Origin of the sequence: Citrobacter sp. UYEF32 (assembly GCF_040546205.1) — a bacterium.
GTDB classification, from domain to species: Bacteria; Pseudomonadota; Gammaproteobacteria; order Enterobacterales; family Enterobacteriaceae; genus Phytobacter; species Phytobacter diazotrophicus.
In genome coordinates this window covers 216,616-235,079 of the sequence record NZ_JBEPNI010000008.1, presented here as the reverse complement: position 1 = coordinate 235,079, position 18,464 = coordinate 216,616, and the positions used below count along the sequence as shown (strand labels likewise).

The 18,464-nt window shown below is 53.4% G+C and carries 18 protein-coding genes and 1 other annotated feature; of the genes, 10 read left to right on the top strand and 8 right to left on the bottom strand.

The window, feature by feature from the left end:
- Positions 1 to 11: 11 nt before the first annotated feature.
- Positions 12 to 728: a two-component system response regulator ArcA gene (arcA, locus tag ABIB59_RS22230; RefSeq protein WP_039078271.1), complete on the bottom strand. Its 717-nt coding sequence runs from the start codon at positions 726 to 728 to the stop codon at positions 12 to 14.
- Positions 729 to 823: 95 nt separating this feature from the next.
- On the opposite strand from arcA, the gene yjjY reads away from it, so the two are divergent.
- From yjjY to ABIB59_RS22195, 7 genes are all read left to right on the top strand, one after another.
- Positions 824 to 964: a YjjY family protein gene (gene yjjY, locus ABIB59_RS22225; RefSeq protein WP_086870418.1), complete on the top strand. Its 141-nt coding sequence runs from the start codon at positions 824 to 826 to the stop codon at positions 962 to 964.
- 399 nt (positions 965 to 1,363) lie between these two features.
- Positions 1,364 to 2,050, top strand: a complete 687-nt coding sequence (locus ABIB59_RS22220; protein WP_039078272.1) for a tRNA/rRNA methyltransferase — start codon at positions 1,364 to 1,366, stop codon at positions 2,048 to 2,050.
- Positions 2,051 to 2,260: 210 nt separating this feature from the next.
- A complete protein-coding gene (gene thrL, locus ABIB59_RS22215; RefSeq protein ID WP_071846003.1) occupies positions 2,261 to 2,329 on the top strand; it encodes a thr operon leader peptide in 69 nt (22 codons plus the stop codon).
- Positions 2,268 to 2,385: a sequence feature (Thr leader region), on the top strand. (Overlaps the previous gene by 62 nt.)
- A gap of 24 nt (positions 2,386 to 2,409) precedes the next feature.
- On the top strand, positions 2,410 to 4,872 hold the full coding sequence (gene thrA, locus ABIB59_RS22210; protein ID WP_039078273.1) for a bifunctional aspartate kinase/homoserine dehydrogenase I: 2,463 nt from the start codon (positions 2,410 to 2,412) through the stop codon (positions 4,870 to 4,872).
- A 1-nt stretch (position 4,873) separates the two neighbouring features.
- Entirely contained in the window at positions 4,874 to 5,803 is a 930-nt protein-coding gene (gene thrB / locus ABIB59_RS22205; RefSeq protein ID WP_039078274.1) for a homoserine kinase, read from the top strand.
- 3 nt (positions 5,804 to 5,806) lie between these two features.
- Complete coding sequence (gene thrC / locus ABIB59_RS22200) at positions 5,807 to 7,093, top strand: threonine synthase (protein ID WP_039078275.1); 1,287 nt, start codon at positions 5,807 to 5,809, stop codon at positions 7,091 to 7,093.
- A 223-nt stretch (positions 7,094 to 7,316) separates the two neighbouring features.
- On the top strand, positions 7,317 to 7,610 hold the full coding sequence (locus ABIB59_RS22195) for a DUF2502 domain-containing protein (RefSeq protein WP_039078276.1): 294 nt from the start codon (positions 7,317 to 7,319) through the stop codon (positions 7,608 to 7,610).
- Positions 7,611 to 7,655: 45 nt separating this feature from the next.
- Here ABIB59_RS22195 and yaaA read toward each other — a convergent pair whose 3' ends face one another.
- Complete coding sequence (gene yaaA / locus ABIB59_RS22190; RefSeq protein ID WP_039078277.1) at positions 7,656 to 8,429, bottom strand: peroxide stress protein YaaA; 774 nt, start codon at positions 8,427 to 8,429, stop codon at positions 7,656 to 7,658.
- Positions 8,430 to 8,506: 77 nt separating this feature from the next.
- Positions 8,507 to 9,934 (bottom strand): alanine/glycine:cation symporter family protein, encoded by a 1,428-nt coding sequence (locus tag ABIB59_RS22185; RefSeq protein WP_039078278.1) that lies wholly within the window; start codon positions 9,932 to 9,934, stop codon positions 8,507 to 8,509.
- Between the two features lie 200 nt (positions 9,935 to 10,134).
- Between ABIB59_RS22185 and tal the strand changes: the two genes are divergently transcribed.
- The 3 genes from tal (at position 10,135) to ABIB59_RS22170 (ending at position 13,212) form a co-directional block, all read left to right on the top strand.
- Positions 10,135 to 11,088 carry a transaldolase gene (gene tal / locus ABIB59_RS22180; RefSeq protein WP_071193601.1) on the top strand — a complete coding sequence of 318 codons (954 nt, stop codon included), beginning with the start codon at positions 10,135 to 10,137 and terminating at the stop codon, positions 11,086 to 11,088.
- 105 nt (positions 11,089 to 11,193) lie between these two features.
- Positions 11,194 to 11,781, top strand: coding sequence for a molybdopterin adenylyltransferase (mog, locus tag ABIB59_RS22175; RefSeq protein WP_110295081.1), 588 nt, complete (start codon positions 11,194 to 11,196; stop codon positions 11,779 to 11,781).
- A gap of 126 nt (positions 11,782 to 11,907) precedes the next feature.
- Positions 11,908 to 13,212 carry an MFS transporter gene (locus ABIB59_RS22170; RefSeq protein ID WP_039078281.1) on the top strand — a complete coding sequence of 435 codons (1,305 nt, stop codon included), beginning with the start codon at positions 11,908 to 11,910 and terminating at the stop codon, positions 13,210 to 13,212.
- A gap of 48 nt (positions 13,213 to 13,260) precedes the next feature.
- Here the strand turns inward: ABIB59_RS22170 and ABIB59_RS22165 are convergent, their stop codons facing one another.
- From ABIB59_RS22165 to satP, 5 genes are all read right to left on the bottom strand, one after another.
- Positions 13,261 to 14,388 carry an ABC transporter substrate-binding protein gene (locus ABIB59_RS22165; protein ID WP_107224030.1) on the bottom strand — a complete coding sequence of 376 codons (1,128 nt, stop codon included), beginning with the start codon at positions 14,386 to 14,388 and terminating at the stop codon, positions 13,261 to 13,263.
- 23 nt (positions 14,389 to 14,411) lie between these two features.
- Positions 14,412 to 15,188 carry an ABC transporter ATP-binding protein gene (locus tag ABIB59_RS22160; protein ID WP_169039960.1) on the bottom strand — a complete coding sequence of 259 codons (777 nt, stop codon included), beginning with the start codon at positions 15,186 to 15,188 and terminating at the stop codon, positions 14,412 to 14,414.
- Complete coding sequence (locus ABIB59_RS22155; RefSeq protein WP_039078284.1) at positions 15,185 to 16,258, bottom strand: FecCD family ABC transporter permease; 1,074 nt, start codon at positions 16,256 to 16,258, stop codon at positions 15,185 to 15,187. The genes ABIB59_RS22160 and ABIB59_RS22155 overlap by 4 nt, the downstream gene beginning before the upstream one ends.
- Positions 16,259 to 16,382: 124 nt before the next feature.
- Positions 16,383 to 17,702, bottom strand: coding sequence for a chloride channel protein (locus ABIB59_RS22150; RefSeq protein ID WP_165159257.1), 1,320 nt, complete (start codon positions 17,700 to 17,702; stop codon positions 16,383 to 16,385).
- Between the two features lie 117 nt (positions 17,703 to 17,819).
- Positions 17,820 to 18,392 carry an acetate uptake transporter gene (gene satP, locus ABIB59_RS22145; protein ID WP_039078285.1) on the bottom strand — a complete coding sequence of 191 codons (573 nt, stop codon included), beginning with the start codon at positions 18,390 to 18,392 and terminating at the stop codon, positions 17,820 to 17,822.
- Positions 18,393 to 18,464: the final 72 nt, after the last annotated feature.

Genomic DNA, 18,464 nt, shown 5'->3' with positions numbered 1-18,464 from the left:
TTGAAGGAGGATTATTCCTGCAGATCACCGCAGAAACGGTAACCTTCACCGTGGATCGTCGCGATGATTTCCGGTGTGTCCGGCGTGGATTCAAAATGCTTACGGATGCGACGGATGGTGACGTCAACCGTACGGTCGTGTGGTTTCAGCTCACGCCCGGTCATTTTTTTCAGCAATTCGGCGCGGGATTGGATCTTGCCCGGGTTTTCGCAGAAATGCAGCATCGCACGGAATTCGCTACGCGGCAGCTTATACTGTTCGCCATTAGGGCTGATCAGTGAGCGGCTGTTAATATCCAGTTCCCAGCCATTAAACTTATAGCTGTCGACACTGCGGCGCTCTTCGCTGATGGTGCCCAAATTCATGGTACGGGACAGCAGGTTACGCGCACGGATAGTCAGTTCACGCGGGTTAAACGGTTTGGTGATGTAGTCATCCGCACCGATTTCGAGGCCCAGGATTTTGTCTACTTCGTTGTCACGACCGGTCAGGAACATCAGTGCGACATTCGCTTGCTCGCGTAATTCACGGGCAAGTAAAAGGCCATTTTTACCTGGCAGATTGATATCCATAATCACCAGGTTGATATCATTTTCGGAGAGGATCTGATGCATTTCAGCGCCATCTGTCGCTTCAAAGACATCGTAACCTTCCGCTTCGAAGATGCTTTTCAACGTGTTGCGTGTTACCAACTCGTCTTCAACGATAAGAATGTGCGGGGTCTGCATGTTTGCTACCTAAATTGCCAACTAAATCGAAACAGGAAGTACAAAAGTCCCTGACCAGCCTGGTACATGTCGCAAATTAACATGAACGGCGTAACATGACTAAAGTACGTAATTGCGTTCTTGATGCACTTTCCATCAACGTCAACAACATCATTAGCTTGGTCGTGGGCACTTTCCCTTTGAACCCGACAGTGTCAAAAACGGCTGTCATCCTAACCATTTTAACAGCAACATAACAGGCTAAGACGCAAGGGACACCCAATAAAACTACGCTTCGTTGACATATATCAAGTTCAATTGTAGCACGTTAACAGTTTGGTGAAATCTTGATATCTAAATGCTAGCGATTATCACAATTTTTCAATAAACCAACTAGTTGCGGATATTAATTGATAAATAAGTTGAATCCAATAGGAGATTCAGATTCATAATTAAAATGCCATGAAGAAACATAGGGATAAGCACTTTCTGTTAACATTTCAGCGGTTAATACCGCCAGTCAACAGTTTAGCTTTTTTTAACCGTTGGCAAGACGAAATTCAGTGATTGCTGTTACAAAATTGTAAATTCGCGACGCGAAATATGCTGACATTACCCTTCGCTCGCGCGTCGGTATGATAAAAAAGAGAGTAAAAATGCACCTGGCCATTGTATTGGTTTCTCCCGCCAGAGCGGAGAATGTTGGCGCTGCCGCGCGCGCGATGAAAACGATGGGTTTCACAGATCTGCGCATTGTCGACAGCGATGCCCATTTACAGGAAGGCGCTCGCCGTGTCGCACATGGTGCCGGGGATGTGCTTGATAATATTAAAACTTATTCTGCATTATCCGATGCGCTGGCCGATATTTCATTCACCGTCGCCACGACGGCGCGAAGTCGCGCTAAATTCCATTACTACGCAACGCCTGCGGAACTGGTACCGCTTCTGGCGGAAAAAAGCGCGTGGCTCCCCGCCGCCGCACTGGTGTTTGGCCGGGAAGATTCGGGCCTGACAAATGACGAACTGGCGCTTGCAGACATTTTAACGGGTGTGCCGATGGTGGCCGATTATCCTTCACTCAATCTGGGGCAGGCCGTCATGGTTTATTGTTATCAATTAGCATCTTTAATACAAAATGCTCCCAAAGTGGTAACGCAACGTGATGATAACCAGCTTCGTGCTTTACGTCTGCGGGCGCGCGCGTTGCTCGAAAAACTCGATGTGGCGGATGACATGAAAATGGCCGACTGGCTGGATCAGCGTGTGGGGATGCTGGAGCAGCGAGACACCGCAATGTTGCACCGTTTGCTCCACGACATTGAAAAAAAACTCGCCGAGTAAATCACTGCCATAAGAATGTTTTATGGATTAAGTCACTGCAATGGTGCGGTTTGTATGGTCTTTACCTATGATAAGTCAATAAGTCGCGGGCGTAGCGGAAGGTTGCGCAAAATAGCTGAAAACTAAAAATTCGTTGACTTAAGGCGGCAGATACTTTAACCAATATAGGCAGAGCACAGACAGAATAAAATTACAGAGCACACAACATCCATGAAACGCACCAGCACCGTCACCATTATTATTACCACCACCATTACCACAGGTAACGGTGCGGGCTGACGCGTACAGGAAACACAGAAAAAAGCCCGCACCTGAACAGTGCGGGCTTTTTTTTCGAGCAAAGATCAAGGGGTAATACCATGCGAGTGTTGAAGTTCGGCGGTACATCAGTGGCAAATGCGGAAAGGTTTCTGCGTGTTGCCGACATCCTGGAGAGCAATGCCAGGCAGGGGCAGGTGGCAACTGTGTTATCTGCCCCGGCGAAAATCACCAATCACCTGGTCGCCATGATCGAAAAAACGATCGGAGGTCAGGATGCCGTACCAAATATTAGCGATGCCGAACGTATTTTTTCTGAGCTACTGCAAGGATTGGCGGATGCACAGCCTGGTTTTCCCCTCGCACAGTTAAAAACCTTTGTCGAACAAGAATTTGCGCAGATCAAACACGTCTTGCATGGGATAAGCCTGCTGGGGCAGTGCCCTGACAGCATCAATGCGGCGCTGATCTGCCGTGGCGAAAAGCTCTCCATCGCCATTATGGCGGGGTTGCTTGAAGCGCGCGGTCATAAGGTGAGTGTGATTGATCCGGTCGAGAAACTGCTGGCTATTGGGCACTATCTTGAGTCTACGGTGGATATTGCGGAGTCAACGCGCCGCATCGCCGCCAGCCGTATCCCGTCCGACCATATGGTGTTGATGGCAGGGTTCACTGCCGGAAACGAAAAAGGTGAGCTGGTTGTTCTGGGGCGTAATGGTTCTGATTACTCCGCTGCGGTTCTGGCTGCCTGCCTGCGTGCGGATTGTTGCGAAATCTGGACCGATGTTGATGGCGTCTACACCTGTGATCCACGCCAGGTACCGGATGCCCGTCTGCTTAAATCCATGTCGTACCAGGAAGCGATGGAACTCTCCTACTTCGGTGCGAAAGTGCTCCACCCGCGTACCATTACCCCTATCGCTCAGTTCCAGATCCCTTGCCTCATTAAAAATACCGGTAACCCGCAGGCACCCGGTACTCTGATTGGCGCCACCTCTGATGAGGATGGCCTGCCGGTCAAAGGTATTTCCAACCTGAATAATATGGCGATGTTCAGTGTTTCAGGTCCGGGGATGAAAGGCATGGTTGGCATGGCGGCGCGCGTGTTTGCCGCGATGTCACGTGCGGGTATTTCTGTCGTGCTGATTACCCAGTCCTCCTCTGAATACAGCATCAGCTTCTGTGTACCGCAATCCGATTGCGTCCGCGCGCAGCGTGCAATGGGCGATGAATTTTATCTGGAACTGAAAGAAGGGTTGCTGGAGCCGCTGGCCGTGATGGAGCGTCTGGCTATCATCTCTGTCGTGGGTGACGGCATGCGTACTCTGCGTGGCATTTCCGCGAAATTCTTTGCTGCACTGGCGCGCGCTAATATCAACATCGTGGCGATCGCGCAAGGATCTTCCGAGCGTTCGATTTCTGTCGTGGTGAGCAACGATGATGCCACTACGGGTGTGCGCGTCACGCACCAGATGCTGTTCAACACCGACCAGGTTATTGAAGTTTTTGTGATTGGCGTGGGCGGTGTTGGTGGTGCACTGCTCGAACAGCTTAAGCGTCAGCAGGCATGGCTCAAAAGTAAACATATCGATTTGCGCGTCTGCGGCGTGGCAAACTCGAAAGCGTTGCTTACCAACGTACACGGGTTAAATCTGGAAAACTGGCAGTCTGAGCTTGCCGAGGCCAAAGAGCCTTTCAACCTGGGCCGTTTGATTCGTCTGGTGAAGGAATATCACCTGCTGAACCCGGTTATTGTAGATTGTACGTCACACCAGGCAGTGGCCGATCAGTATGCCGACTTCCTGCGTGAAGGTTTCCATGTGGTGACGCCCAACAAAAAGGCCAACACCTCATCAATGGCTTACTACCATCAGTTGCGCCATGCGGCGGCGAAATCACGCCGTAAGTTCCTCTATGACACCAACGTGGGCGCGGGCTTGCCGGTTATCGAAAACCTGCAAAACCTGCTCAATGCGGGTGATGAGTTACAACGTTTCTCCGGCATTCTTTCTGGTTCGCTATCGTTTATTTTCGGTAAACTCGATGAAGGGATGAGCCTGTCAGATGCGACTAAGATCGCACGTGAAATGGGTTACACCGAACCTGATCCGCGTGACGATCTTTCCGGTATGGACGTGGCGCGTAAGCTCCTGATCCTGGCTCGTGAAACCGGGCGTGAGTTGGAGCTTTCCGATATTGTGATTGAACCTGTGCTGCCAGCTACATTCGACGACAGCGGTGACGTTGAAAGTTTTATGGCGCGTCTGCCGCAGCTTGACGATCACTTCGCCGATCGTGTGGCGAAAGCGCGCGACGAAGGCAAAGTGCTGCGCTACGTCGGCAACATCGAAGAAGATGGCACCTGTCGGGTGAAAATTGCCGAAGTGGATGGTAACGATCCGCTGTTCAAAGTGAAAAACGGCGAAAACGCCCTTGCGTTTTATAGCCACTATTACCAACCGCTGCCGCTGGTCCTGCGAGGCTATGGTGCGGGCAATGATGTTACTGCGGCAGGGGTGTTTGCAGACTTGCTGCGTACGCTGTCCTGGAAGTTGGGAGTTTAAGATGGTGAAAGTATATGCTCCGGCCTCCAGCGCCAATATGAGCGTGGGTTTTGACGTGCTGGGCGCCGCGGTGACGCCGATAGATGGCACGCTGTTGGGTGATAATGTCTCAGTTGAGGCGGCGGACAGTTTTAGCCTGAAAAATCTGGGGCGTTTTGCCAGCAAACTGCCGACAGAGCCTCGTGAAAATATTGTCTACCAGTGCTGGGAGCGTTTCTGCCAGGAGATTGGCAAAACGGTTCCTGTGGCAATGACACTGGAAAAAAACATGCCGATTGGCTCAGGGCTGGGCTCCAGTGCCTGTTCTGTTGTCGCGGCGCTGGTGGCAATGAACGAGTATTGCGGCAAACCGTTAAATGAGACGCGAATGCTGGCGCTGATGGGCGAGCTGGAAGGGCGCATTTCCGGCAGCGTGCATTACGACAACGTGGCGCCTTGCTACCTTGGCGGCATGCAATTGATGATCGAGGAAAACGGCATTATCAGCCAGCAGGTGCCAGGCTTTGATGAATGGCTGTGGGTGCTGGCCTATCCGGGCATCAAAGTTTCTACCGCGGAGGCCCGTGCTATCCTGCCTGCGCAGTATCGTCGTCAGGACTGTATTGCTCATGGTCGGCATCTGGCGGGCTTTATTCACGCCTGCTATTCCCGTCAGCCCCAGCTTGCGGCGAAGCTGATGAAAGATGTTATTGCTGAGCCGTATCGCATGAAATTATTGCCTGGGTTTAATGAGGCACGTCAGGCGGTCGCCGAAATGGGTGCGCTCTCCTGTGGTATTTCTGGTTCCGGCCCAACGCTTTTTGCGTTGTGCGATAAAACGGAAACCGCGCAACGTGTGGCAGACTGGCTGAGCAAACACTATTTGCAAAATCAGGAAGGCTTTGTTCATATTTGCCGTCTGGACACGACGGGTGCACGAGTAGTGGGATAACCAATGAAACTCTATAACTTAAAAGATCACAACGAACAGGTCAGCTTCGCGCAGGCCGTCACGCAAGGGCTTGGCAAGAACCAGGGGCTGTTTTTCCCGCATGACCTGCCGGAATTCAGCCTGACTGAAATTGATGACATGCTGACCATGGATTTCGTTGCGCGCAGCGCCAAAATCCTCGGGGCGTTCATCGGTGATGAAATTCCGCAGGACATTCTGGAAGCACGCGTTCGGGATGCGTTTGCGTTCCCGGCGCCCGTACAGCCGGTTGAGAGCGATGTTGGTTGCCTGGAGCTGTTTCATGGCCCGACGCTGGCGTTTAAAGACTTCGGTGGGCGCTTTATGGCGCAAATGCTGACCACCATCAGCGGCGACAAGCCGGTGACGATCCTGACTGCGACCTCCGGTGATACCGGGGCGGCAGTGGCGCATGCCTTCTACGGCCTGAAAAACGTTCGTGTCGTGATCCTTTACCCGAACGGAAAAATCAGTCCGCTACAGGAAAAACTGTTCTGTACGCTGGGTGGCAATATCGAAACCGTCGCCATTGATGCGGATTTCGACGCCTGTCAGGCACTGGTAAAACAGGCTTTTGATGATGAAGAACTGAAAGTGGCGCTGGGCCTGAACTCAGCGAACTCAATCAACATTAGCCGCCTGCTGGCGCAGATTTGCTACTACTTTGAAGCGGTGGCGCAACTGCCACAAGAGGCGCGTAATCAGCTGGTTGTTTCCGTGCCAAGCGGCAACTTTGGCGACTTAACGGCGGGCCTGCTGGCGAAATCGCTTGGGCTGCCCATTAAGCGTTTTATCGCGGCGACCAATGCGAATGACACCGTACCGCGCTTCCTGCAGGACGGTGAGTGGAAGCCAAAAGCGACACAGGCAACTCTGTCGAACGCGATGGACGTCAGCCAGCCGAACAACTGGCCGCGCGTGGAAGAGCTGTTCCGCCGTAAAATCTGGCGCCTGAACGAACTGGGCTATGCCGCAGTGGACGACGAAACGACCAAAGAGACGATGCGTGAACTGAAAGGTAAGGGCTATCTCTCTGAACCGCATGCGGCCATTGCTTACCGTGCGCTGCGCGATCAACTGCATCCGGGCGAGTACGGCCTGTTCCTGGGGACTGCGCATCCGGCGAAATTCAAAGAGAGCGTCGAAGAGATTCTCGGCGAAACACTGCCATTGCCGAAAGAACTGGCAGAGCGCGCAGATCTGGAACTGCTGTCGCACCATCTGCCTGCGGACTTCGCTGAACTGCGTAAACTGATGATGAGCAAAGCGTAATCCGCTTCGTCTCAAACCAGAACCGGGTGAGCGTAATCGCTGCCCGGTTTTTTTACGCCTGAATACGGAGAAATTAAGGAGGAATATGGCAGGAAAAACGGAGGAATTCCCATAAAATGCGGGCACTTAGAGATTAGGATTGCAGAGAATAACAAGCCGCCATCACTTTGCTTAAGCTCCTCACATCGGCCCACTACGGGCAAGATGAACAAAGGAGTAACCCATGTTGAAACCTGTATTCTTCGCGCTTTCGTTGTTGATGGTGGCTCCGCTGGCGGCACAGGCTGCTGAAATTACCCTTGTGCCAGCAGTAAAACTGCAAATCGGCGATCAGGATCGTCACGGCAACTACTGGGATGGCGGCCACTGGCGCGACCATGACTGGTGGCACAGACACTACGAATGGCGCGAAAATCACTGGCGCCCGCACGGTGACGACCGTCGCGACTTCCGTGGCGACTATCATGATGATCGCCACGATGACCATCGTCCTGGGCCGGACTGGCGCCGCGATTAAACCCTTCGCTTAGTCTGCCCCCTCCTCAAAGAGGGGGCCACAGCCTTACTGTTCGTGACGTTTAAAGACCAATTCGCCCTTGCCGGACAGTTCTTCATCAAAGAAATAGCCTTCGCTATCAAACGCGGTTAACTGCTCTGGTTTTGTCAGGCGGTTTTCAATGATGTAACGACTCATCAGGCCGCGTGCTTTTTTGGCGTAAAAACTAATGACCTTAAACTTGCCATTTTTCTCGTCCAGAAAGACGGGTTTGATAATTTGCGCGTTCAGTTTTTGCGTTTTGACCGACTTAAAGTACTCATCGGATGCCAGATTCACCACGATGTCATCGCCCTGCGCCTTAATGGCGTCGTTCAGCGTATTGGTGATGACCTCGCCCCAGAACTGATAAAGATCCTTCCCCTTCGCATTTTCCAGGCGGATCCCCATCTCCAGACGGTAAGGCTGCATCAGGTCCAGTGGACGCAAAACGCCGTACAAACCAGAGAGCATACGCAAATGCTGCTGTGCAAAATCGAAATCAGCCTCGGTGAAGGTTTCTGCCTGCAGGCCGGTATAGACATCGCCTTTAAAGGCCAGAATGGCCTGGCGGGCGTTTTTCGGCGTAAAGTCCGGCTGCCAGTCGTGAAAGCGGGTGGCGTTCAGGTCGGCAAGCTTATCGCTGATACCCATCAGGGCTTTGATTTGCTGCGCGCTAAGCTTACGCGCAACCTTAATCAACTGCTGCGAATAATCCAGCAATTCAGGCTGTGTGTAGCGCGTAGTGGCCAGCTCACTTTGATAATCCAGCGTTTTCGCGGGCGAGATGAGAATCAGCATAGTCAGTCCTTGCAGGAAAATTTCCGCTGACTGTAACAAAAAACGGCCTGCAATAGATCAATAGTTGCGATTGTCATTTACGATCCCGTTTTATCATCCCATGCGCCGGGCGCGAGCTGCTGGTTAATATCCGGATAACGCTTCGGATCGAACACTGGCATCACTCCCATCTTGCGCTGGCGTAGATAATCGGCGGCGATAAGGGTGACGACGGGAGACAGTAGCAGAATCGCCGTCATGTTAGTGATAGCCATAAACGCCATCATTACATCTGCCACATGCCAGAGTAACGGGATGCGCAATTGAGAGCCAATCAACACCATCAGTAAGATCCCGATACGCAACAGCCAAATATTACGCCTGCTGTTCATACGCAGGAAAATGAGATTATTTTCGGCGTAAACGTAATTGGCGATAATGGAATTAAACGCAAACATGATGATGATGACGGCGACAAAGCTGGCTCCCCATGAACCCGTCAGGGCTACCATCGCTTCCTGAACTATCTGGACGCCAATGATTGGGTTATCTGTTGGCGTATCCTTTGCCAGGAGAAGAATAAACGCGCTGGCGGTGCACACCAAAAACGTGTCGACAATTACGCCGACCATCTGCACGAAGCCCTGAGCGGCAGGATGAGGGGGAGATGAAGCCGCGGCTGCGGCGGCATTCGGCGTTGAGCCCATCCCTGCCTCGTTGGAGTACATACTGCGTTGAAAACCGCTGGTGAGCGCCTGGCTAAGCGTGTAACCCATGGTACCTGCCGCCGCTTCCTGCCAACCAAAGGCACTTTTCACAATATTAGCGAACATCTCCGGCAGTGCGGTGAAGTGCGCAATGCCAATACCGACACTGGTCATTACCCAGGCCAGGGCCATGATCGGGACCACCCACTGCATGATACGAGCAATCTGTTTCATGCTTTTCGTGATCAATAGCAGAATCATTCCAGCAAAAATAAGGCCTGTGTAAATCTCATTAAAATGCCAGGCAAAATGGACGGCATTCGCTACCGAATTGGCCTGAATGGTATTGAATAACAGCCCGTAAACCAACAGCAGGAATACGGAAAACAGCACGCCCATCCAGCGCATGCCAAGGCCCCGCGCCATGTACCATGCAGGACCGCCGCGAAATTGCTGGTTGGCGTCGCGTTCTTTGTAGAGTTGCGCCAGTGTGCTTTCGGCGAAACACGTTGCCATGCCAATCAAGGCCGATATCCACATCCAGAAAATCGCGCCGGGGCCGCCTGCCGTAATCGCTAACGCCACACCGGCTAAATTACCGGACCCCATTCGTCCGGCAAGACTGAGAAACAGCGCCTGATACGACGTCAGTCCACCCGACTGGGCGCGGCTATGTTTGAGATTATGGTAGAAGTCGCCAATCAGGCGAAACGGTACAAATTTGCTTTTAAAAGCAAACCAGATACCTGCCGCAAGCAGCAGGTAGAGCATCAATGAACCCCAAAGTATTTCACTGATAAAAGAAAAGAATTCAGGCATTAACATCCCTCTTGTCTATGCCGGTTCGCAGGTTAATAAGCAGCGCTATTATTAATAAAGCACTACTTTGCAGGCAATTAATAAATCTAGTTTACCATACCGGGCGTGCGCAATGTCTGCGGTTGCGCTGGCAGGGCGTCGTGTTATCATCAGGGCAGACCGGTTACATCCCCCTAACAAGTTCAAAGAGAAACACTATCATGACGGATAAATTGACTTCTCTGCGTCAATACACAACTGTTGTTGCTGACACCGGAGATATCGCGGCGATGAAGCTGTACCAGCCGCAGGACGCTACCACTAACCCTTCTCTGATTCTTGGCGCTGCCCAAATCCCTGAATACCGCAAACTGATTGATGACGCTATTGCCTGGGCGAAAGAACAGAGCAGCGACCGCGCGCAGCAAGTGGTAGACGCAACGGACAAACTGGCGGTGAATATCGGTCTGGAAATTCTCAAACTGATCCCTGGTCGCATTTCTACCGAAGTTGACGCACGCCTTTCCTATGACACCGACGCGTCCATCGCGAAAGCAAAACGCCTGATCAAACTGTATAACGACGCGGGTATCAGCAACGATCGCATCCTGATCAAGCTGGCTTCTACCTGGCAGGGTATTCGCGCGGCTGAGCAGCTGGAAAAAGAAGGCATCAACTGTAACCTGACGCTGCTGTTCTCCTTCGCCCAGGCACGTGCCTGTGCAGAAGCTGGCGTTTATCTGATTTCCCCGTTTGTGGGCCGTATCCTCGACTGGTACAAAGCCAACACGGATAAAAAAGAGTACGCACCGGCAGAAGATCCGGGTGTGGTTTCCGTAACCGAAATCTACCAGTACTACAAACAGCACGGCTATGAAACCGTCGTGATGGGCGCAAGCTTCCGTAACGTCGGTGAAATTCTGGAACTGGCAGGCTGTGACCGTCTGACTATCGCTCCGGGCCTGCTGAAAGAGTTGGCAGAAAGCGAAGGCGCTATCGAACGTAAACTGTCCTATGCTGGCGAAGTGAAAGCACGCCCGGAACGTATTACCGAAGCGCAATTCTTCTGGCAGCACAACCAGGATCCGATGGCAGTAGACAAACTGGCGGATGGTATCCGTAAGTTTGCTGTTGACCAGGAAAAACTGGAAAAAATGATCGGCGATCTGCTGTAATCATTCAGGTGTGGCCGGAGACCCGGCCACACTTTCCCCTCTGTCTGCATTTCCCCTCAGCGTGTATCATTTCCGTTAGTCATTATTTTTTTGAACGGAATGAATATGGATACATTACGCATTGGCTTAGTTTCTGTTTCCGATCGCGCCTCCAGCGGTGTTTACCAGGATAAAGGCCTCCCGGCACTGGAAGAGTGGCTGGCGCAGGCGCTGACCACCCCTTTTACCATCGAAAAGCGGCTTATTCCGGACGAACAGAGCATCATTGAACAGACACTGTGTGAGCTAGTGGACGAGATGAGCTGCCATCTGGTCCTGACGACGGGCGGCACCGGTCCTGCGCGCCGTGATGTCACTCCTGATGCAACACTTGCCATTGCTGACCGCGAAATGCCGGGGTTTGGCGAACAGATGCGTCAAATCAGCCTCCACTTTGTGCCTACCGCCATTCTCTCCCGCCAGGTGGGGGTGATTCGCAAGCAGGCGCTGATCCTCAATTTACCGGGGCAGCCAAAATCCATCAAAGAGACGCTTGAAGGGGTGAAGCAGGCGGACGGGCAGGTAACCGTGCCGGGTATTTTTGCCAGTGTACCGTATTGTGTACAGCTTCTCGACGGGCCTTATATTGAGACCGATCCTAAAATCGTAGCGGCTTTTCGCCCAAAAAGTGCAAGACGCGAGACAATATCCTAAAAATAGTGGTTTTTTAAATTAAGTCATGCGGGCACTGGAGTGTTGATTTATTTACGGTATAGTAATTTTTAATTTACAGTTTGCGTAAAAACGAAATCAACACTTCCTCTTTACAAATGGTCCGCTATGTCAAACTACACACGTCCCCTCAATAAGCAGGATTACAAAACCCTCACGCTTGCCGCCTTAGGCGGTGCGCTTGAGTTCTATGACTTCATCATTTTTGTCTTCTTTGCCGCCGTTGTCGGTGAGCTGTTTTTCCCGGCGGATATCCCGGAGTGGCTGCGTCAGGTGCAGACGTTCGGCATCTTTGCCGCAGGTTATCTGGCGCGCCCGCTGGGCGGTATCGTGATGGCCCATTTTGGCGATCTGGTGGGGCGTAAGAAGATGTTCACCCTGAGCATTTTGCTGATGGCGGTACCTACGCTGGCGATTGGCTTGCTGCCAACGTATGCCTCTATGGGCATCGTTGCGCCGTTGCTGCTGCTATTGATGCGTGTCTTGCAGGGGGCGGCGATTGGCGGCGAAGTGCCGGGGGCGTGGGTGTTTGTGGCGGAACATGTGCCGGAACGCCGTATCGGGATTGCCTGCGGAACATTAACCGCCGGGCTGACGGTGGGGATCCTGCTTGGCTCTGTGGTCGCTACCCTGATCAATACCAGCATGACGCAGCAGGCGATTCACGATGGTGGATGGCGTATACCTTTCCTGCTGGGCGGTGCGTTTGGCCTGGTGGCAATGTATTTGCGCCGTTGGTTGCAAGAGACGCCGATTTTCCTCGAAATGCAGCAGCGTAAAGCACTGGCGCAAGAGCTACCGGTGAAAGCCGTCGTCATGAAGCATAAGAAAGCGGTAGTGATCTCGATGCTGCTGACCTGGTTACTGTCGGCCGGGATCGTAGTGGTGATTCTGATGTCGCCCGTCTGGCTGCAAAAACAGTATGGTTTCGCGCCAGCCTTAACCCTGCAGGCGAACAGTATCGCGACCATTATGCTCTGTTTCGGCTGTTTGACCGCCGGGCTGGTGGTGGATCGCGTTGGCCCCAGCAAAACTTTTATTGTCGGCAGCATTATGCTGGCCTGCTCAAGCTGGTTCTTCTATCACCTGACGGGCAGCCACCCGGAGCAGCTTTTTGCCTTGTATGGGCTGGTCGGGTTCTGCGTTGGGGTTGTCGGGGCCGTACCCTATGTGATGGTTCGCGCTTTCCCGGCGGAAGTGCGTTTTACCGGGATCTCCTTCTCCTATAACGTCTCTTACGCCATTTTTGGCGGGCTGACGCCGATTGCGGTGACGATGCTGATGGGGGTTTCGCCAATGGCGCCCGCCTGGTATGTACTGGCGCTGTCGCTGATTGGCCTGGGGTTGGGGTTATGGCTGCGCCAGGACCTGGTCGCTACCGAGAGCCCGGCGTTGGCGAAATCCACGCGCTAAGTGCGCGTTTGGAAAGAAAGCGCCATCGGACGATGGCGCTGAGAAAGATTAGTGCGAAGGCGTGTAGCTCAGGACGATATTGTCATCCGGGATCTGGGTGAAGTCCTTGATGATAGTGTGATAATCCGCCAGCGGATCGATGTCTTTAAACAGCTCCGGGTAGAAAATCTTACTTAACGTTTCAATTGCGATAATGTTGTACGGATTATTGTAGAAGTGGTGATAGAGCGCGCCGGTATGGCCCTGAGTAACGGCAGGAATGCTGCTGACCCCCTGGCGTGCCAGTAAGGCATTGAAGGCGGCAGCCACTTCTTTTTCGTCCACGTTGTAGCCGAACGGAATGATCGCCGTTCCTTTGCCCGGGCGTTTTGAACCGGTCATCAGGTAGTAGTCCGGGTTCATGGAGATGATTTTTTCCACTGACACATTACCGGTTGCCCCTGGCAGCAGTTGTGAACCAATGTTCACACCGCCCGCCGCTTCGACCAGACCGCCCCAGCCATTACGGGCATGGGTAAAACAGCAACCATTATCCAGCCCTGCGACACCCGCGATCGGTTCGATAAACACCAGCGGTTTTTTGTGAGCGTTGGCCAGACGCTGATGCAGCATATCCAGACGTTGCTGATAGAAAGTGATGTACTGTTGCGCGCGCTCATTTTGGCCGAGCACTTTACCGAGCAGCGCGATACCTGGCAGGGTGTTTTCTACCGGATGCAGCTCGTAATCGACAAACACCACCGGCACATGCAGTGCCTCCAGTTTTGCCAGCACACCACTTTGTACCAGGGACGGTTTAGCGCGGAGCTGGGCAATCATCAGATCCGGATGGCGCGAGATGATGGTCTCCAGATCGACATTCCCTTGATCAGAAAACTGCATGTCCAGGATCTTCTCGGCTTCCGGCCATTTGCGCTTAAGGACGTTCCAGGTTTCCGTATCCTGTTTTTTCGGCAGGTTGTTCCACGCCACCACTTTGGCAAAGGGATTGTCGCGCTCCAGCAGCGCCAGCGCCAGGATATCGCGGCCATCCTGCAAGATGATGCGCTGCGGCTCCTTAGGGATTGTGACGCTGCGGTTATCCAGATCCGTCACCGTGACCGGCCAGTTTTGCGCCATCGCCAGCAGGGGGGCAAAGATCAGCGCGATCCCCATGATTGTCTTTTTCAGATTCATCTCTTTCCCGTCTTATGACTGTTTTAGGTTGTTAATCCATCGACCACCACGTGTGGTAGTCCCTGCGAACAATATTCGACCCGGCCTTTTACCCCGTAGACTGCCGCCAGGTTCGCGGGCGTGACGACCTCGCCTGGAACGCCGCTGGCAACCGGCGCGCCGTTTTTTAACATCACCGCATATTCGGCATGGCGCAGCGCAATGTTGATGTCATGGATCACCACCACCGTCACGATGTTACGCAGGCGCGTTTCGCGGGCGACGATGTCCATTACGTGGAACTGGTAGTTCAGATCGAGTGCGCTCAGCGGCTCATCTAACAGCAGCAGGTCCGGTTTGCGAATCAGCGACTGGGCAAGGCCAATCAACTGTTTCTGTCCGCCGGAAAGCTGGTCTAAAAAGCTCATCGCCAGGTGCGAAATACCGAGCTTATGCAGAATGTCGTAGGCCTCCTGTTCGACGTTATCGCCGCCATAGAAGCCGCTGGCGCGTCGGGCGACGATAATCGACTCCAGCGCATGCAGATGCACGCCCTGTGGCAAGGATTGCGGCAGATAAACCACCTTTTGCGCCCGCTTCGCCGGGGGGAGGGCCATTAAATCTTCGCCATTCAGCCACAGTTGCCCCTGGGCCGGGTTGAGATCGGCAAGCGCACGTAGCAGGGTGGACTTGCCGGAGCCATTCGGCCCCAGCAGAGCGGTGATTTGCCCGCGTGGCAGCATCGGGGTGGTTAGCCCATCGATAATTTTCTTTTTGCGATAGCCGGTATGCAGGGCGTGGATGCGCAGTCCGTCGGTCATATATTCCCCCGATGGCGAATGATGATGCTCAGGAAGAAGGGGACGCCGACCAGGGAGGTAACAATACCGACGGGAATGATGACGCCGGAGACAATGTTCTTCGATAACACGGACGCCAGTGAGAGCACCAGTGCGCCAATCAACATGCTACCGGGCAGGTAAAAGCGGTGGTCTTCACCAAACAGCATTCGCGAAATATGTGGCGCCACCAGGCCAATAAAACCAACAGGCCCAACAAAGGCCACGGTCAGCGCGGAGATGATGCTGATACGCAGCAGCGTCGCCATACGCAGTTGACGCACATTGATACCAAAACTGACGGCCCGGTCTTCCCCCAGACGCAGGGCGGTAAGCTTCCAGGCATTTTTCATCGACAGCGGAACGATGAGAAGCAGGGCGATGCTCAGAATTGCGAGCTTGTCCCATGATGCGCGGGCCAGACTGCCCATGGTCCAGAAGACGAGCCCCTGCAATGTATCTTCGCTGGCCACAAATTGCAGAATGGAGATCAGCGCATTGAAGGTAAATACCAGCGCAATGCCAAACAGCACTACGCCGGAGGTCGCCACCCGTGTCCAGCGGCTAATGCCATCAAGAATAAAGCAGGCCAGCAGGGCGAAAACAAAGGCGTTAACCGAGATAACCCACTGATCGGGAATGCCCGGAATACCCAGGCCAAGAATGATAGCCAGCGCGGCACCAAATGACGCGGCGGAGGAGACCCCGAGGGTAAACGGGCTGGCGAGCGGGTTATTGAGGATGGTTTGCATCTCTGCCCCCGCCAGACCGAGCGCCATTCCGACCACGATCGCCATTAAGGCAATGGGCAGGCGTAACTCCCAGACAATAACGCGGGTGCCCGCATCGGCAGACCCGGCATCAACCAGCGCATGCCAGAGTGCGGAAAGAGAGAGCCCGGAAGGACCAATAGTGAAATCGAGAATCAGTGAAAAGAGAATAAACGCCAGGATCGCGCCTGCCAGCGCAAAACGCCGTAGCACGACTTTTCTGTAATGTGACGACACGGCGGATTCGTCAGGCTTGATACTGGCGACAAGAGGGGAACTCATTGGCTTACCTTATGCAACACAACAGAATCGATGTATCCCCCAACGTTCCTGTTCAGGCTGTTGCATGATATCCAATATCCGGGATGCTCCCGGCGACCATATTAGAAATGATAATGCTTATCAATTAAATGGGATTTTTATTACCATCTCGTTTAGCTTCGGTTATGGTTTCGGTCGAAAAACGCGCATTCTGCCAGGTTCCCAGCGCGCGCGAGGTGGCATATGCCCCGGCGATTGAGAGTGCGGCAGGCACCAGGAAACTGTGGTCCATTCGCGTGGACTCCATCACTAAGGCGAGTGTGGTGACGGGCATATTCGCTGAGGCGGCCAGGAACCCGGCAGCCCCCAACAGGGCGAAACTTTCCATATCGCTACCGGGGAAAAGCGGCCCGACAAGCATAAACAGTAATGACCCCAGCAGGCCGCCGACGGCAAGGCCCGGTGTCAACAATCCGCCTGCCGCCCCTGCACGTAGTACGGCGCAGATAACAACCACTTTGAGTACCAGTAAAACCACCGCGAGCCAGGCCGTCATTTCGCCACTCAGCGCCAGTTGCGCAGCACCTTTACCGTTGCCCGGAAGCTGTGGGAACCAGACGGAAAAAATACCCAGCAACGTAAAGGCAATCAGACTGACAGCAGGCATCTGCCAGTTATCCCGAACTTTGCTGCTCGCATATTGGGTGAGGCGGCGAAAAAGAAAAGCGCCCGCGCCCAGCAATGGGCCACAAAGCACGCTCCAGAAAATCAATGATGGGGCAGCGAACTCCGTTGTGAAGTGATACTGATGTTCGTCTCCCAGCCCCAGCGTGGCGACCCAGGCCGCCAGCGCCGACGTGACCAGCGCTGCGATAGCCGCATCCCAGCTAAAACTCACCAACAAAACTTCAAGCGTAAAGATAGCACCCGCCAGCGGCACGTTATACACCGCAGCCAGCCCTGCACCCGCACCGCAGGCGGTCATCAGTTGGATATCGGCAGGGGGAAGGTGCAATCTCCGCGCAGCGCCGCCGGCAAACAGGGCGCCCGCTTCACGTGGAGCGACTTCGCGCCCGAGCGGTGAGCCCATCGCTACGGTGATGATTTGCAGCAGAATATGAACAAGTGTGGTGAGTGGCGGCATCGGTTTGTCCGGATTGCTTACCGCCGTACTGATGCTGACACGCTTTTTGCCATAACGGGCAAGCAGCCACCATCCTCCCCCGGCAACGATGCCTGCGGCGACCAACACGATAAAGCGCCGCTGTGCACTGGCGTCGCTCACGCCCTCCAGAAAGGTCTGTGGGCTTATCAATACATTCTGGCTATAGCCATACGCGAGGTGCTGAATTTCATGTAGCAACATGGCAAGCAACATACCGCTAAGCCCGGCCATGACCCCGGTGAGAAGAAGCGCAACCCAGCGTTGTAACCAGTAAGCACGGCCCTGGAAAAGCGTAGTCATTGTCAGATTCTGTCTGCGAAGAAGTGCCGTCATCATCCCATAAAGTGGATGAATGCGTAATCAACAGGAAGGCAAAACGGGGGAATTCGTGCCCGCGGTGCAGGCACGAAGAAGGTATTAGTGCTGCCCTTGTTCGCCAATTGGCAGAACGGTACGGCCATATTGCTCGTTGAGGACTTCACCCATCGCCAGGTAGATAGCGCTTGCGCCACATACCAGACCAATCCAGCCGGCTACATGAACGATACCTTCGTTGTCTGCCAGGTGACCTACTGCCAGCAGAGCGAACAGCACGGTCAGGCTCAGGAAGACGAACTGCAGCATACGTGCGCCTTTCAGCGTGCCGAAGAACATAAACAGGGTGAACACACCCCAGATACCCAGATAGACACCCAGGAAATGGCCATTCGCTGCATCTGCCAGACCCATTTTAGGCAGCAGAAGAATCGCAACCAGGGTGAGCCAGAAAGAACCGTAAGAGGTAAATGCGGTTAAACCGAAGGTGTTGCCTTTTTTATATTCCAGCAGCCCCGCAAAAATCTGCGCGATACCACCGTAGAAAATACCCATAGCCAGGATAATACCATCCAGCGGGAACATGCCAATATTGTGCAGGTTAAGCAGAATAGTGGTCATGCCGAAGCCCATAAGGCCCAGCGGAGCCGGATTAGCCAACTTGATGTTGCCCATAATTCCTCAAAATAAATCAACATTGAAGGATGAAATGTATTCCCCGCGTCTATATAGAGGAGGCGGGGCGCG